The sequence below is a fragment of the Chryseobacterium sp. c4a genome, assembly GCF_009900745.1.
Classification (GTDB): domain Bacteria; phylum Bacteroidota; class Bacteroidia; order Flavobacteriales; family Weeksellaceae; genus Chryseobacterium.
In genome coordinates, this window is record NZ_WXVU01000006.1 from 26,569 (window position 1) to 41,388 (window position 14,820).

The 14,820-nt window shown below is 33.5% G+C and carries 17 protein-coding genes; 11 read left to right on the forward strand and 6 right to left on the reverse strand.

Annotated features, from left to right (window positions below; all coding sequences use genetic code 11):
- Window positions 1-42 precede the first annotated feature (42 nt).
- From rpmI to GTR01_RS09995, 3 genes are all read right to left on the reverse strand, one after another.
- On the reverse strand, window positions 43-240 hold the full coding sequence (gene rpmI / locus GTR01_RS09985) for a 50S ribosomal protein L35 (protein ID WP_034694453.1): 198 nt from the start codon (window positions 238-240) through the stop codon (window positions 43-45).
- Between the two features lie 396 nt (window positions 241-636).
- A complete protein-coding gene (locus GTR01_RS09990; protein ID WP_160137700.1) occupies window positions 637-984 on the reverse strand; it encodes a hypothetical protein in 348 nt (115 codons plus the stop codon).
- Window positions 985-1,141: 157 nt separating this feature from the next.
- Complete coding sequence (locus GTR01_RS09995) at window positions 1,142-1,963, reverse strand: alpha/beta fold hydrolase (RefSeq protein WP_160137701.1); 822 nt, start codon at window positions 1,961-1,963, stop codon at window positions 1,142-1,144.
- 271 nt (window positions 1,964-2,234) lie between these two features.
- Here GTR01_RS09995 and GTR01_RS10000 point away from each other — a divergent pair, with 271 nt between their 5' ends.
- The 10 genes from GTR01_RS10000 (at window position 2,235) to GTR01_RS10045 (ending at window position 11,486) form a co-directional block, all read left to right on the forward strand.
- Window positions 2,235-3,716, forward strand: a complete 1,482-nt coding sequence (locus tag GTR01_RS10000) for a hypothetical protein (RefSeq protein WP_160137702.1) — start codon at window positions 2,235-2,237, stop codon at window positions 3,714-3,716.
- Window positions 3,717-4,211: 495 nt separating this feature from the next.
- Window positions 4,212-4,739: a hypothetical protein gene (locus GTR01_RS10005; RefSeq protein WP_185155114.1), complete on the forward strand. Its 528-nt coding sequence runs from the start codon at window positions 4,212-4,214 to the stop codon at window positions 4,737-4,739.
- An 87-nt stretch (window positions 4,740-4,826) separates the two neighbouring features.
- A complete protein-coding gene (locus GTR01_RS10010; protein ID WP_160137703.1) occupies window positions 4,827-5,279 on the forward strand; it encodes an SMI1/KNR4 family protein in 453 nt (150 codons plus the stop codon).
- A gap of 31 nt (window positions 5,280-5,310) precedes the next feature.
- Window positions 5,311-5,697 carry a hypothetical protein gene (locus tag GTR01_RS10015; RefSeq protein WP_160137704.1) on the forward strand — a complete coding sequence of 129 codons (387 nt, stop codon included), beginning with the start codon at window positions 5,311-5,313 and terminating at the stop codon, window positions 5,695-5,697.
- A gap of 70 nt (window positions 5,698-5,767) precedes the next feature.
- Entirely contained in the window at window positions 5,768-6,505 is a 738-nt protein-coding gene (locus GTR01_RS10020) for a DUF4274 domain-containing protein (protein WP_160137705.1), read from the forward strand.
- A gap of 9 nt (window positions 6,506-6,514) precedes the next feature.
- On the forward strand, window positions 6,515-7,219 hold the full coding sequence (locus tag GTR01_RS10025) for an SMI1/KNR4 family protein (protein WP_160137706.1): 705 nt from the start codon (window positions 6,515-6,517) through the stop codon (window positions 7,217-7,219).
- 21 nt (window positions 7,220-7,240) lie between these two features.
- Window positions 7,241-7,690: a hypothetical protein gene (locus GTR01_RS10030; RefSeq protein ID WP_185155115.1), complete on the forward strand. Its 450-nt coding sequence runs from the start codon at window positions 7,241-7,243 to the stop codon at window positions 7,688-7,690.
- 1 nt (window position 7,691) lies between these two features.
- Window positions 7,692-8,456, forward strand: coding sequence for a hypothetical protein (locus tag GTR01_RS10035; RefSeq protein WP_160137708.1), 765 nt, complete (start codon window positions 7,692-7,694; stop codon window positions 8,454-8,456).
- A gap of 67 nt (window positions 8,457-8,523) precedes the next feature.
- Complete coding sequence (locus GTR01_RS10040) at window positions 8,524-10,854, forward strand: ATP-binding protein (protein ID WP_228452206.1); 2,331 nt, start codon at window positions 8,524-8,526, stop codon at window positions 10,852-10,854.
- A gap of 2 nt (window positions 10,855-10,856) precedes the next feature.
- A complete protein-coding gene (locus GTR01_RS10045; protein ID WP_160137709.1) occupies window positions 10,857-11,486 on the forward strand; it encodes a response regulator transcription factor in 630 nt (209 codons plus the stop codon).
- A gap of 152 nt (window positions 11,487-11,638) precedes the next feature.
- Here the strand turns inward: GTR01_RS10045 and GTR01_RS10050 are convergent, their stop codons facing one another.
- A complete protein-coding gene (locus GTR01_RS10050) occupies window positions 11,639-12,205 on the reverse strand; it encodes a hypothetical protein (RefSeq protein ID WP_160137710.1) in 567 nt (188 codons plus the stop codon).
- Window positions 12,206-12,299: 94 nt separating this feature from the next.
- On the reverse strand, window positions 12,300-13,373 hold the full coding sequence (locus GTR01_RS10055; protein WP_160137711.1) for a resolvase: 1,074 nt from the start codon (window positions 13,371-13,373) through the stop codon (window positions 12,300-12,302).
- A gap of 148 nt (window positions 13,374-13,521) precedes the next feature.
- Between GTR01_RS10055 and GTR01_RS10060 the strand changes: the two genes are divergently transcribed.
- Window positions 13,522-14,082 (forward strand): hypothetical protein, encoded by a 561-nt coding sequence (locus tag GTR01_RS10060; protein WP_160137712.1) that lies wholly within the window; start codon window positions 13,522-13,524, stop codon window positions 14,080-14,082.
- Window positions 14,083-14,229: 147 nt separating this feature from the next.
- On the opposite strand, the gene infC is transcribed toward GTR01_RS10060, so the two are convergent.
- Window positions 14,230-14,730, reverse strand: a complete 501-nt coding sequence (gene infC / locus GTR01_RS10065; RefSeq protein ID WP_027372223.1) for a translation initiation factor IF-3 — start codon at window positions 14,728-14,730, stop codon at window positions 14,230-14,232.
- Between the last annotated feature and the right edge of the window lie 90 nt (window positions 14,731-14,820).

Sequence of the window (14,820 nt, forward strand, 5' to 3'; positions counted from 1 at the left end):
TTGTTTTTGAATTCTTATAAACCGAATATAGATTTATAAAAACTACTTAATTGCTAATTGACGTTGAACGCTTTTCTCGTCCACTTTAGCTACGTAAGAAGTGCTAGTAAGATTTCTCTTCTGCTTAGTTTCTTTCTTAGTTAAGATGTGGCTTTTGTAAGCGTTTTTTCTTTTGATCTTACCTGTTCCAGTAAGAGCAAAACGTTTCTTAGCACCTGATTTCGTTTTTAATTTTGGCATTGTTTTGCTTTTTTATTGTTTTTGTTATCAATATCTGTTTTGGCTACCCCTAAAGACGTTAGGAATAATAGTTTGCAAAATTACGAAAAAAAAGTAATATACGAAAGGATTTTTTAAGTTTCAAAGAGAGGTCTGTTATATTAATGCTGTGAATGTGTCAATAAAGAAATTCGTCTATTCATCTTAATATAATCTTTTTCTATCTGTGATTTGTTGTTGAATGGTAAGACGTAAATGTAATATCAATGTATTTCTTTCGATAAAAAAAGAGATTTCCTTCTCGTTCTGCTCATTCTATAGACTTTTTTATAAATACAAAATCCCTCATTGATGGTGAGGGATTTTTTTGCTATTATTTCTTAAAAGGGTGCTTTGAGTTTGTGAAAAATGGGGTGTTTAATTACACTTTACCATAATTGTTTTATTTGTCCAATTGCCGTGGCCTCCTTTTGCTTTAATTTCAATTTTGTATTCTTTGCCTGCTTCTGCAGGAAAATTTTTGATCAGACTATAATCGAAACAAAATTTATTGTCCTTAAAATCTAAAATAGGAACACCGTTATTAGAATTGACCTCGGTAACTAACAGTTCTTCATTCATGATAGAATCTCCATCATCAAAGATCTTCGCATTTATTTCAATAGTAGTATTTCCATTAAAAATTTGATTATTGTAAGGAGTCATAATTTCAATTCTCGTATAGTTATCCTTATTGCCACAAGAATTAAATGAAATAATGATCATTATTAAATAAAATAGATATGTGATTTTCACTTTGATATATTTAATTACAAATATCTGTCAAATTGCAATATTTTAATTCATTATTATAAACAATATTCAAAGTATTTTTAATATTCATAACACTAATGAATTTTAACCCGTTTAACAAGTGTATTTTTTAAGATTTAATGAACTCCAAAAGATCCCTGTTAATCGTTTCAGCTTCTGTGGTAGGCATACCATGAGGAAAACCGGGATAAGAAATTAATTTCCCGTTTTTAAGTAGAGTAGCCGCTACTTTTCCTGTCGTTTCAAAAGGTACGATCTGATCATCCTCTCCATGCATCACCAAAACCGGTACCTCTACACTTTTAAGATCTTCAGTGAAATCTGTTTCGGAAAAAGCTTTTACACAGTCGTAGTGAGCTTTGATGGAACCATTCATCCCTTGTCGCCACCAGTTTCTTTGAATCCCTTCGGATACTTTTGCTCCTTCTCTATTATACCCGTAAAATGGAAAAGTGATATCAATAAAAAACTGTTGCCTGTGATTTGCCGTATTGTTTCGGATATCATCAAAAACAGAAATTGGAACTCCATTAGGATTATTCTCATTCTGAACCATGATTGGAGTTACCGCACTTATCAATACGGCTTTAGCAACTCTTCCGTTTCCATGTCTTGCAACATATCGGATGACTTCACCACCACCTGTAGAATGTCCCACATGAATGACATCTTTCAAGTCTAGTGCTTCCACAATTTCCAGTACATCAGAAGCGTAGGTATCCATATCATGTCCGTAAGGAGTCTGTTCAGACCTTCCATGACCTCTTCTGTCATGAGCAATGACTCTGTAACCTTGTTCTAAGAAGAAAAACATTTGCGCATCCCAATCATCACTGGATAATGGCCATCCATGATGAAAGAAGATGGTTTGTCCTTTTCCCCAGTCTTTGTAATAGATTTCTGTTCCGTCTTTTAATGTAAGTGTGCTCATAGGTTCTTATTTTTATGATTAATAAAATGCTTGATTCGTTTTAACATTTACAAATGTAGATGGAAAACTTTTCCAATACCTTGATCTAAGATAATATATTGTTTAGAATATAAAAAAATCAAAAGAATCATTAATGGTAATGTAATATAGAGAGGGTGATTTGTTTTTTAAGTAAAAATGTAACATCCATTTTATGATGTATAAAATATAGCTGATAATCGGGATTGTGTTGTTTTTGGTATCTCTTTAATATTGGTACATATTTTAGAATATGAAAACAATAGTATGCAATATCCTTTTCATGTTGGTTTCAGTTACAGCTTGTACACAGGAAAAAAAAGATAATGTACCACTAGTCCTTTCAAAAACAAAGATGATCAATAGTGTCCCGTTTTTAACCCAACAGAATAATTTTGTATATGTTGATAAAACAAGTCTGAAACCAATCAGCCAACAAAAGTTCCAAAGTGCATCAGTATTTACTCCTACAGGATTTGCTGTTGTTGAAAATGACAAGGATCAGTATGCAGTAGTAGATGAAAGTGGAAAAATAGTTTTGGGCTTTTCGTCCAGTCAAATCGGTTTAAATGTTGTCAATGGACTTACATTTTATAAAAAAGACATCGAATACGAAAAGAAAATGCCGGTCTGGAAATGGGATTGGAATATTTTAGGAGGCGATATAAAGAAAGAGCAGACTTACCATAAAATAGAAATAGGAATTATAGAGAGCCAACAAAGCTTACTTGTTGTAGACATTCCGTACTTAGAGGATAATTATTATCTCAATTTTGTTTCTGTAGACGAGAACCATGTATTTTGGAACGAAAAACTTTATGAAATCAAAAAGAACCGTTTACATAAAATTGAAAACAATATTGCAGAGCTGTTAGAAAATAAACGGTGGCTCAAAGGTTCAAATACAGAATTTTCAATGTATGAATTGAATCAGAAAAAAGCAGTTCACAGCGGATTAAAAGGCTCTGAAACACTTTCACTTCAGTTTGGAAAAGAAACCATTACACTGAATGACGTTAATAAAGAAAGATATACACCGGAAGTACCTAAAATTTTAATAGATAGCAAAACCAATGATGCTTATATTTTCCCACAATATGAAAAGGTATTTCCCAAGAGAATCACAAAAGCAACACCTTCACAGATTGACTTCATTAAAAAAGTTTCCTTAGTGTATTCTATTACCAATTCACCTTATTTTTTGTTAGGAGTCTTCAATTATGATGAGAATATCTGGGCATACGATTGGCTTTATATGGATATAGAAGGTAATGTCACAGATGCTATCGGTACATACAACTTTAATGTTCTGGATCAGGTCGGGAATTTAGTCTGGCCGGATAGAAAAATGATTTTACCAGATCAGTTCATCAACAAAAACTGGAAATTTGGAAAGATTAATTTTTATACAGGAATGAATGATTCCTATCTTATCCGAATTGAAGATGAAAAACAACAGAGAACCATGGGTTTGTGGAATCGTCGTGAAAAACACTGGGAGATAAAACCCGATTATTATGATATCTCCGTTTTGGATACAGAAAGGCAGATCTACGCACTTCAGAAAGAACAGGATGGATTATACATACTTTTTGACAATAAGAATAAGAAAAATATAGGATCAAAAGCCTATAAATCCATCAATTCAGATGGTTTAGTGAGTGTTAAATCTGTTTCAGGACAAATGGTGTATTACTATATTGACATTTATTCTGGTAAAGAGTATAAAGATTGATATAATGGAGCTGGAAGTTACTTTCAGGTGTGATTAGTTTGTTGTAGTCACTATAATTTATTTAAAAAAATGAATCGTTATTTTATGATTTCTATAACTTCCAACTTCAGACATCCTGCTTCCTGCCATTCTAACTCCCAACATTAAATATTTAAAATATGCTTTCATCCGCGGATCTACATTTAGAAAGAGCTTTATTGATAGCTGCTCTGATGATTTTTTTCGGAGCAGGATTTTTTTGTATGCTCCTTGTTTTTATTATTAATTCTATCCAAAAGAAGCAAAAAAATGCACGCTATTACTTTTTTTTGTTTCTGGTTTCAGGAACGATTGCTCTGAGTTTAGGTGCTTTTTATTTCTCTATGATGCTGATAAGTTAATCTAAATCCAAATTCTTTCATCCCTCAAATCCTATAAAAAACCACCGTTATCAGGGATATCCGTATCCGAAACCTTTTATTATCTTTATTTCGAAGATGTATTAAAAATAAGAGGGTGAAACATTTTTTGATTTTTACTTCGCTTTTTGCGCTGATTAGCTGTAAAACCAGTTCCCAGAAATTGAAAGTTACAGCTATTTATACAGAACCTAAAAGGGTTACAAAAGAAGTTTCGACAACTGGAAAAACTCATACATATACAACACGTATGGCTGTTATGGAGCGCTTTGATCCGAAGGTCTTTATGCTTTCCAGAAATGCTGAAATTCTACAATTTCGTATACAGGGAAATATCAGTTCCGGTGGCCACACCATTCATCAGGTAAGAAAAATTCGTTTTGAAAAAGGAACGCAAAATGGGAACATCATTACACTGAAATATTATGTAGAGATCAAAAAGATCCCAGGTAAAGAAAGTGCTAATGTCCAGGGCTATAATTATACCAATGATGAAACCTACAAAATACCAAATGATGTTAAAATCATAAGAGTTGAATTGTACGAAGACAGAATTAATGATGATTTAGGCTCCAATCCCAAACTTATTGCTCAACAAACCTTTAATTTCTTTGCAAAAATATAAAAAGTAATATCACAAATTTTTGAAGATAAAAACGGGTTATTTAATCTGGGCAGAATAAAGACTACAGAACAAAAATTAAAAAAGGTTATGCTTGAAGAATTTATAAAATTGATTAAAAAAGCAGAAATACTAAAAGAGGAGCCTGTTTTTTACGGCTCTAATTCTGAAGAGAATATCAGCAAAGTAGAGCATACTTTACAGCTGAAGTTTGATGATTTTTTGAGAACTTACCTGCTTGTATTTGGTGGTGGCGGAATTCCTGATCTACTGCACACCAATGGAATTTTACCGGCAGATCCTCTGAGTGACAATATGTACACGCTTTATGGTGCGACGGCTTATGCTCGTCAGGAATTTCAATTACCCGATAATTTTTTGGTTATCAATTCTAATTTCCCTTCTGATGTTCTGGTTTTAGATACCCACTGTGGAATTATATACAATTATGAGATGCTTTCACAAAACAGGAGTTCAACACTGTATCCCAATTTTGAGAATTACCTTTTAACAGAGTGGAATGCTCTTATTGAAGAATACTAAACTTAACTTAACATACCCATCCATTAATAGTATGAAAAAAGAATTAGCAAACCCGCCATCGGATGAACGTGATCGTGAGCTGTGGATGCAGCATGGAGCAGGATATATTGTTTTCGAAAATATCCGAAAATATGCCATTGGTAAAATACCATCAGAAATAGATGAAACCCTTCGTGAAGCTCATTTAAAGACCATCGACAATACGATTTATGGAATGATGATGCAAATGGATGGAATTTTTAATCCGTTAGAAAATGAAAACTATCGTCTGGCCTTAGAATCTCATATTGTCCTATATAAAGAAGATGAAATAATAGAAGAACTAAACACCATTGATGGTGATGGAATGTGCATAGGATTTCATGGATGGATGGAAAATGATTTTGGAAGCGATGAAGTGGTAACTCATAATGACTGAAAAAAAGAATTTTGATTTTGAAAAATCAGCATTACCGATTGAAAATACAACCCGGAAAACCTTTCAGAAAATGAACAAGTCAAAGTTTAAAGAACTAAAAACCCCGGAAGAACTACATTATCTGGCTACTCATCACAATTGGGATGATGGTACAAACGTTTTACAATGGATTGCGGAAAGCCCTGTTTGCAGTGAAGCTACTGCCTTAGAACTATTCTGGATGGCTCAGCCACAGGATTTTCAGCAATATAAATTAGGTCAAACGCTTAAAGATGTATCCCAAAATGGAGTGTTTACTCTGTTAAAAACACTCCTGAAAAATTATTCCAACGGCTTTTATCAAAAAACAGATATTCAGTTTGATCCAACATTACTGTATGAAGGTGAATTCATGATTCCGGATTGGATTTTTCAAAAAACAAACGGCGAAGAAACATATATTTATTACGAAGAAGACGATGTAGACTTATGGTTTGACAGAGAATGGGAAAAGAATATCAGAGGGGCTGAATCTGCTATAGAACTATTCAATATTGCTTATTTTATAGAAGAACCGGAATATGCAGCACAGATCTTACTACACCGTCTATGCGATAAGGGGATTGAAGTCTTGGTATTCTGGAGATTGTATACCGAATGTTCGGTGTATACCCATACAAACACAATGCTACAGGGAATTATCAATAATATTGTAAACAACAAATATCCGGAAGTACTGAGTTATAATCCTAAAACCGACAGAAAGGTTGATTACAAAAAGGAAAAAATAGCCTGGGAGATCCCCGAAATATTTAGAAAAACTGTTTAAAATATACTTATGACTACTTTACAAGACTTAGAAAAAGAATATAATTTCACCTATCCTGAACTTTACAAAGAGTTGTATGCTGATAAAATGCTCGATTGGGGGATAGAAGGAAATGGCTGGTATACTAGTGTTTTTCCTGCTTTAAAAGAAAACCCACCTTTGCTTTTATTTGGAAACGATATTGAAATCTGGGATCCAATTGTTTATCAGAACGGAATCAGGGAGATTATTAACCATGAAGTATATGATATTAATCCTAAATACCGGATGGTTCCTTTTGCAAAAAATGGGGCAGGAGACTTGTATGTTTTTCAATTGGATATGGAAAGCAACGGTGAAGTTCCCATTACTTTTTTTGGCCATGATTCAGATGCTGAAATTCTAGCTAAAAATCTTCAGGATTTTATCTTCAGACAACTTTTAGAATCTTTAACAGAAATGGATGAATATTCTATGTTTGAAGGGGATTCTGAAGAGGAAATCAAGATTCATCTGCAAAACCAATTAAATACACATCGGAAATACTTAACCCAGAAACACATTGAGATTTTAGAAGAACTTTATACACGTGATATTTTTGAAAACACCTATAAAACGCCTAATGGTGGCGAATTTGAAGCTGTAGGGCTTTTGACTTTTGATGAACTTGAAAATATTATTAATCAGGAAATTGCTTTTGAAAAATTAAATACAAAATTCGATTACCTTGAATAAGTAACTAGAAAAATGATGACAATGAAAAAGATTTTTGTTTTCCCTTTTCTGTTTGCGGTGTTGACTATGATATTCAGCTGCCAAGAATCTGCACGGAAAAAAACAAACTTCCAAAATTATCTGAAAAATACGGAATGGATTGTAAATGAGGGCGGACTTATCACTCCGGATGGAGGGAAAAAGTATGAGCTATCTCCAAGAGATACTGCATTGATCTTCAATTTTCATGGGGTAAACTTTTCAGATGCAGAGCATTTTAATAGTTATGATTCCTGGCAATGTGGAAACGATTGTTTTACAGGAGTATACGGGAGGTATTATTTCATAGAAAAGAACCGAATACAAATGGAAGTCGATAGTATTAGGAAGTCTGAGTTCTGTGATACCCCCACAAAGATTTTCAAACCATCAAAAACCATGTCTTTCGATCTTGTAAAAAAAGAAGGCCAGTTACAACTTATAAGAAAATAAAATGACAGATTTAATCAAAATTTTCCCGGAATATGAAGAGGTGTTTTATGATGACATGGAGAATCATAAAAAATATTTTCTTCCGATTTGTTCAATTAATTTAAAAATCATTAATCCATCAGAAGATCAATGGCTGCATATTGTTTCTGTAAAGGAAATTTATGATGGCTGCGTTGGAGAAGATAAACCGGAATATCATACAAAATATACCAAAGCAGATATGTTTGGCTTTGATGTGATTGATGGTAAATACAAATTTGATGCAGATTGGAATTATTTTTCTGCCCATACCGAAATTTCTCCGGAAGATTATGGAAATAAGCATTCAGATTTAGAGATTGAATACAATATGAATGAGGCAATGTATCAATTGAAAAAAGAATATTACCAAAAACATCATAAGCTTTATGATAAAGATTTCAATCGGCCGGGTTTAGAGGTTTATGACATTCGCCGCTTAGAGCGTTTACGGAACCTTACAGTTGAAGACTTGGAGAAAGATGGGTATTCAGAATATGCTGAGGAACGTTTGCAAAATAAAATTTTCGGGATTTTTGAAGAACTTAATACCAATGCGCTCCCCTTAGAAGAATGTAATTTCGGAGGTGAAAACCTCATTGAAAAACCCTTTAAAACTGACGGAACCCTGATGGATTATATTGCATGCTTGGAAGGTTATGATTTTCAACAAAATTCGGCAGATCAAGTATTTTTATTTTATGACAAAGAACTTAAAAAAGCGGTTATTTGTTTAGAATACACTTAATCTGTTAAATAACATATCCTTGACAAGGATAAAATAGTAATTTTAGTAAAGATGCGGTGTTTAAAAAATGAAAAAAATCTTTCGAAGCGGCACTCTTTTACTGAACAGCATCGTTTCAAAATGGAGTAGAAGTATTTTACTTATATTTACGTTCTTTACGACAATAAAACTTAATAAAGAGAAGGGTTTGAGGTACAGGTTGTTATTTATATTGACGGTGTTGATTTGTCCGTTTTTTGTTCAGGCACAAGAGATTTTAAGCAAATTAGAGAAGGAGTATAACAATGCTTCCAACCAAACTACAGAGCAGTTGAGTCTGGCTCCCAAATATGCTACTGCCTTATTCTTCCATAATTTTAAACCGAAATCTTATCAGATTTTAGCCCATAATATTTCCATTGCCACCAAGCAATCCGATGGAAAGTATGCCACTATTTTGTATGCTGTTCAGGCCATGAACTACAGACTTGATAATAAAGAAATTGAATCCGCAAAAAGTCTGGAAATGGGAAAGGTTTATAGCTTAAAAACAAATAGCAATGAAGCAAAAGGCTATCTGGAATATGCAAGAGGCTGGATTCTCACCCGTAATAATAAAATCACCGATGCTGTTGTTGCTTATCTCAAGGCAATTAACTATTATGAAAACTCACCTACAACTTCTACACTATACGGAAGATACGGAAATACGGCTAAAGAACTATCTGCAATTTATGCTGACTTGAACGAATTTCAGCTTGAAGAAAAATATAGCAAACAGTTTCTATTGTTAGCATCCAAACAAAATGATCCCAATCTGATCTTCGATGCCTACATGAGAATGGGGTATATGTATGAACAGAAATATGTCCAAAGCCCATCTGATATCCAGTTTAGAAATAAAGCAGAACAATATTATGTGCAGGCAATTACCACCTTTAATAAACATAAGGGGGCTATGCTTAATAAGAGCAATCTTTCTTATGCAGCCATTAATCTAGCCAATTTGTACATTGAGTTTAATCCTGATAAAGCTATGCAATATGCTCAATTAGCCAATAAGGTGAGCCTGGAAACGGGTGATGCTATCCATATTGCATCTTCATTTGGAATTTTGGCTGAACTTGCTATACAGAATAAAAATTATGATCTCGCTAAGTCTTATTTCCTGAAGGCCTCGATGGAAATTGGAAAAAGTCCTGTTAGAAACCATAATATAGAACTTTCTATCCTTGAATCTTTATCCAGAGTAAGTGAAGAGCAGGGAAATTACAAAGAAGCATTAACGTATTATAAAAGTTATGTAGATAAATATAAAAGCGTTTATGACCAGGAAAAATTAGATATTACCAAAAGATTAGAATCTCAGTTTGAAAAAGAAAGACAAGAACAGAAATATATAAAGCTGCAGCTGGAAAGTGATAAAAAAGCACAGGAGATTAAGCTGATCAATATCCTTCGTGCCCAACGTGAGCAGGTGTATAACAACTTAAAACTGGTGGAAGAAAATCAGCGGGAAAGACTAAAATTTTCAGAGCTTGAATCTGAGAAAAAAGAGCAGCAGCTTCGTCTGGCAAAACTGGAAACCCAACAGAAAAACAACGATATCAACAGTTATAAAAAACTGTTGGCTTTCAAAGAAAAGATCAATACCTATTATATTGTCTTTATTTTCATATTTATTATTTTGATTTTCTTGTTACTGTATGCGAATAAACAACGTTTAAAGTCGATTAAGCAGAGAGATGAACTCCATGCTCTGGCCATGGAAAAAGAAAAACAAAATTCCAAAATATCTACACTTACGGCATTGCTTGAAGGCCAGGAAAAGGAGCGTGGCCGTTTAGCCCGTGATCTTCATGATGGATTAGGAGGGTTACTTTCAGGAACTAAGCTCCAATTGTCTATTTTAGATCCTCATCAATCCGAAAATATAGAAGATGGAATTTCAAAATCAATCCATCAGATTGATGGTGCTGTAGAAGAATTAAGACGTGTTGCCCATAATTTAATGCCCGATTTATTGATGAAATATGGTTTGGTAGCAGCTATTCAGGAGTTTGCTTCCAGAATGTCTAATAGTGCATTAAATATCCATACAGAATTTATCAATTACAGTAATTCCATATCAGAAGAAAAGCAGTTGCTTATTTATAGAGTCATTCAGGAATTGGTAAATAATGCCATCAAACATGCCAAAGCCTCTGAAATTATTATTCAGATCAGCGAGGAAGAAAATATATTGAACCTTACTGTAGAAGACGATGGTAAAGGATTTGATATTGCCAGCTTAGACTTTAGAAAAACAGCAGGTTTTCATAATATAGAATCAAGAGTCCAATTTTTAAAAGGAACGATGAATATCACCTCACAATTAAATATTGGAACCAGTATAGAACTTCAAATTCCTACTCATTAAACATGATAAAAGTAGCCATAACAGATGATCACCCACTTCTATTGGAAGGGTTGAAAAATATTTTAGGAAATAACGATAATATAGATGTTGTAGACTGTTTCAAAAACGCTGCAGAAATGAATGCAGGTTTGAAAAAACAGGCTGTCGATATTTTGTTATTAGACATCAATTTAGCAGATACCAACAGTATTGAACTGATAAAGCCTTTAAAGAAAAAATATGAGAACCTTCAGATTATTATGCTGAGTGTTCACAATGAATTGCCTGTCATAAACAGTACTTTGGCAGAAGGTGCTTTAGGGTATATTCAAAAGAACGCTTCAGTTTCCGAAATCCTGGAAGGTATTCATACCGTATATTCTGGTAACAAATTTTTATGTTCACAGACTAAGTCTGTTTTGGAGAAAAAATCGGCTGATGGTTTGAATCAGGTTCCTAAATTAACCCGAAGAGAAAAGGAAATTCTTGCTGAAGCAGCCAAAGGACTTACCACCAATCAGATGGCAGAGAAGCTTTTTATCAGCCCTCACACTGTAGAAAGCCACAGAAAAAATCTGATTGAGAAATTTCAAACCTCTAATCTTAGTTCTGCGATTAAGCTGGCCATAGAATATGGCTTGATTATCGAATAATTTAAGGTAAACGAATTTCCACAGATTTCGCGAATGATATTGCAAACATGATGGATAATTACCCTTCCCAAAATAATAATACAGCAAAAAGGTCTGCTTACATCGTTAAAGCAGACCTTTTTTATATAGATTTAAAATTAGGTGTTCAATTATTAATCTTTAAATCTCAGTGTAGCCTGAAACAGGCTTTTCTTTCCGATTAAATCATATTCAGCGTTATATTCAGGCTGGTACATCAATAGATAAACTCTGTCGTTAAGATCCTTTAAGTTGATAGGCTGATCTACCATGATATCATAAAACCTTGTAATCGTACGGGTAGCTGTCCATTGTTTTAAAGTCCCTTTAGGATTTTTATCGAATCTGTGATCTTTAGCATCTGTGTAATACCAATAGGAAGGTGCAGAATCCATCAAAAACATTTCTTTATCCTTATTATACATTTCTTCAGCCATACCTGTACTCTGAAACCATGGAACCTCAGTATTAAAAACTCCTAGTGCCCCTGCATAGATATCTTTATTCGTTGTTGCTCCTACTAAAAAACCTTCAAGATTATTCGCTGAAAACTCAAACGCAAAAGGTGATTTTTTAAGATCATAAACATCATTTACGGGTTCAATTACTTTTCCATCCTGTTTAACCACTACTTTTAATGTTTGTGCGAAAGTCATAAAACTTAGTAAACAAAAAAGAAATGTTAAGCCTATTTTTCTCATGGTATATCTTTAAATAACTGATGCAAAGATATCAGACTTTATCAGCATAAACACTGGCTGGTTTCAGGGGTTTTTCCTTTATTCAAAGCCAACTTTACAATAGATTAGCCTTTAACTGAATTTTGATGAAAGCGGTCTTTTGCTTTTTACCTTGAGTAGGAGCTGAGTTTACAGGGTACACTTCGGCATAGAAGGTTTCATTATTTACCCAGAAAGCTTTTGTTTCGTCAGCAATTTTGAAATTAGTAAAGTTGACATATAAAAGGGTTTCCTGATGAAGGCTTTGCTTCATGTATTTATTGATTTCAAAATTACTTCCTACCTCACTATTTGAAGAGATGGAAGAGATCCAGTTCTTATTGGGAAGAATCTGTGGATATCCTCCTGTAAACAGAGCAAAATCTGCTGTTGACTTTACATTATAAAAAGAGTAGTATACATCTGTAGTCTCTACTGAATTTTCTTTGAAAACCTCCAGATGCAGGTAAGGGGACTGCCCAATATATTCATTGGATAAAGTACCATCTGCCGTAGATACATTTTCATGTTGTACAATCACGATTTCTTTTGAGTTTTCGGTTTGTATCCAATTGTCACCTTTTAATTGTATCTGAGGGTTTTTTACTAAAACTTCATTAATTTTATTTTTAAAAGCTGCCGTAAATTCCTGTTCTGAAACCTCTGTTATAGTCCCATATTTATTGAATGACTTATTTTTCGAATCATAAGATCCTTTGAATGTGCTGCTTCGGATCTGATAAAGATCCACTCCCTGTAAAGTAAGGTCAAATGCTGCCTTAAATTCTGATTTCAATACAAAAGCCTCGATGCTGTTTGAAATATTATTATTAATGCTATAATGAATAGAGTAGAAGTCCTCAAACTCTTCAAACCCATAATAATTATCAAGCTTATTGTAAGCTATTTTAAGATGGGCAGCGTCTTTATTTGGTGTTACAAAAAACTGAACAGAATCTAGTTTGGAAGAGAGTTGAAAGGGGACATCCTGTACATTATCGACCCCTTTTATCTTTTTAAAATCAGCAAATGTTATGATCTTTTGTCTAACTTCAGTTCCTGCTTTATTGGTTTCCGCTGTTTTATTTTGCTGGTTGCATCCTATAAATACAACCATAGATGATATAAAGAATTGATTTAAAACTTTCATTCTATATTTTTTTGGCAAATGTATCAGTATTCAAAACAGCAGCCAACAAAACCTCTGAATATGGCCAATAAATAGCTGAAAACAGGGATGTTTTAAAAGCTATATTTTCGACATTTTTGCCAAAGATAAAACTAAGTATTGAGAGTAGATGAAAAACGTAATAACCAGCTTTTCAGTTGTCCTAATGATGCTAGCTTCCTGTTCACCTGGGACAGAAAAAAAAGTAAACAAAGCAGATTCAATAGCTGTAAAAGCAGATACTGTTTCTAAGCGTACTTCGGAAAAAAATGCGGTTACAAAAGTAGAATTATCAAGTGATCTTTCATCACTGGTTCCTATTGATGTATTGGATACAAAAAGCACAAACGTCTATGATAAATATGGTGTAGAGTTCTCCGGAAACTGTTATTCATGTGATTTAGCAAGTCTATCAGTAACAAAGGATAAAATCAAATGGAGCAATGTGTGTGATGAAAAGGATACTTTTGAAATTAAAGACTTCTCCTTTTCCGGCGAAGGAAACAAGATCATTTTGAAAACACCAGAGAGAACATATATTTTAACCCAGATCGATAAAGCACCCATTTATGAGCTGGTAGTAGAAGGACAAAAACTTGAATTGACTAATAAGAGATTGTCCAAATATTTTACCACCAAAAAAGCCTTACCGCTTTTTAAAGAACATGATTGTGGTGATTTTGAAGGATAGAAACTAACAAACCTTATGGGAGAGGAATCATGGTTTAAACTCCATGAATTCTCTCTTTCTTTTTGTAAGAAACTTTTTTCCATGTAAATTTTTATAAAAAAAACCTCAAAGTAATTTGAGGTTTTTATATGTAAAATAATGACTTTATTATTTTGCTGGTTTTTTAGGACTCATCATCATAATCATTCTCTTTCCTTCTAGTTTAGGAAGTTGATCTACTTTACCAACATGCTCTAGTTCCTGAGCTAGTTTTAAAAGCAAGATTTCTCCCTGGTCTTTAAAGATAATCGAACGTCCTTTAAAAAATACGTAGGTCTTCAATTTAGAACCTTCTTCAAGGAATTTCTCAGCATGCTTCTTCTTGAATTCGTAATCATGATCATCTGTCTGAGGTCCGAAACGGATCTCTTTTACAACCACCTTTACTTGCTTAGCTTTAAGTTCCTTTTGCTTTTTCTTTTGCTCGTATAAGAATTTTTTATATTCCAATACTCTCGCAATGAAAGGTTCTGCCTTGTCAGAAATTACTACTAGATCCAATTCTTGTTCCGCAGCAATTTGTCTTGCTTTGTCAATTGGATAAATTCCTGGCTCTACGTTATCGCCCACCAAACGAAGCTCTCTCACACGAATTTTATCGTTGATCAAGTGTAAGTCCTCCTGTACAGGACGTCTTTGTGGGCCCCTGTTGTTAAATCTTTGTGCTATTGTATTATAATTTTATTGGTTAACTACTTA

Excerpts from the sequence above, each read along its gene's own strand:
- rpmI (WP_034694453.1), bottom strand. The coding sequence starts at position 240 with ATGCCAAAATTAAAAACGAAATCAGGTGCTAAGAAACGTTTTGCTCTT.
- GTR01_RS09990 (WP_160137700.1), bottom strand. The coding sequence starts at position 984 with ATGATCATTATTTCATTTAATTCTTGTGGCAATAAGGATAACTATACG.
- GTR01_RS09995 (WP_160137701.1), bottom strand. The coding sequence starts at position 1,963 with ATGAGCACACTTACATTAAAAGACGGAACAGAAATCTATTACAAAGAC.
- GTR01_RS10000 (WP_160137702.1), top strand. The coding sequence starts at position 2,235 with ATGAAAACAATAGTATGCAATATCCTTTTCATGTTGGTTTCAGTTACA.
- GTR01_RS10010 (WP_160137703.1), top strand. The coding sequence starts at position 4,827 with ATGCTTGAAGAATTTATAAAATTGATTAAAAAAGCAGAAATACTAAAA.
- GTR01_RS10015 (WP_160137704.1), top strand. The coding sequence starts at position 5,311 with ATGAAAAAAGAATTAGCAAACCCGCCATCGGATGAACGTGATCGTGAG.
- GTR01_RS10020 (WP_160137705.1), top strand. The coding sequence starts at position 5,768 with ATGAACAAGTCAAAGTTTAAAGAACTAAAAACCCCGGAAGAACTACAT.
- GTR01_RS10025 (WP_160137706.1), top strand. The coding sequence starts at position 6,515 with ATGACTACTTTACAAGACTTAGAAAAAGAATATAATTTCACCTATCCT.
- GTR01_RS10030 (WP_185155115.1), top strand. The coding sequence starts at position 7,241 with ATGAAAAAGATTTTTGTTTTCCCTTTTCTGTTTGCGGTGTTGACTATG.
- GTR01_RS10035 (WP_160137708.1), top strand. The coding sequence starts at position 7,692 with ATGACAGATTTAATCAAAATTTTCCCGGAATATGAAGAGGTGTTTTAT.
- GTR01_RS10040 (WP_228452206.1), top strand. The coding sequence starts at position 8,524 with ATGAAAAAAATCTTTCGAAGCGGCACTCTTTTACTGAACAGCATCGTT.
- GTR01_RS10045 (WP_160137709.1), top strand. The coding sequence starts at position 10,857 with ATGATAAAAGTAGCCATAACAGATGATCACCCACTTCTATTGGAAGGG.
- GTR01_RS10050 (WP_160137710.1), bottom strand. The coding sequence starts at position 12,205 with ATGAGAAAAATAGGCTTAACATTTCTTTTTTGTTTACTAAGTTTTATG.
- GTR01_RS10055 (WP_160137711.1), bottom strand. The coding sequence starts at position 13,373 with ATGAAAGTTTTAAATCAATTCTTTATATCATCTATGGTTGTATTTATA.
- GTR01_RS10060 (WP_160137712.1), top strand. The coding sequence starts at position 13,522 with ATGAAAAACGTAATAACCAGCTTTTCAGTTGTCCTAATGATGCTAGCT.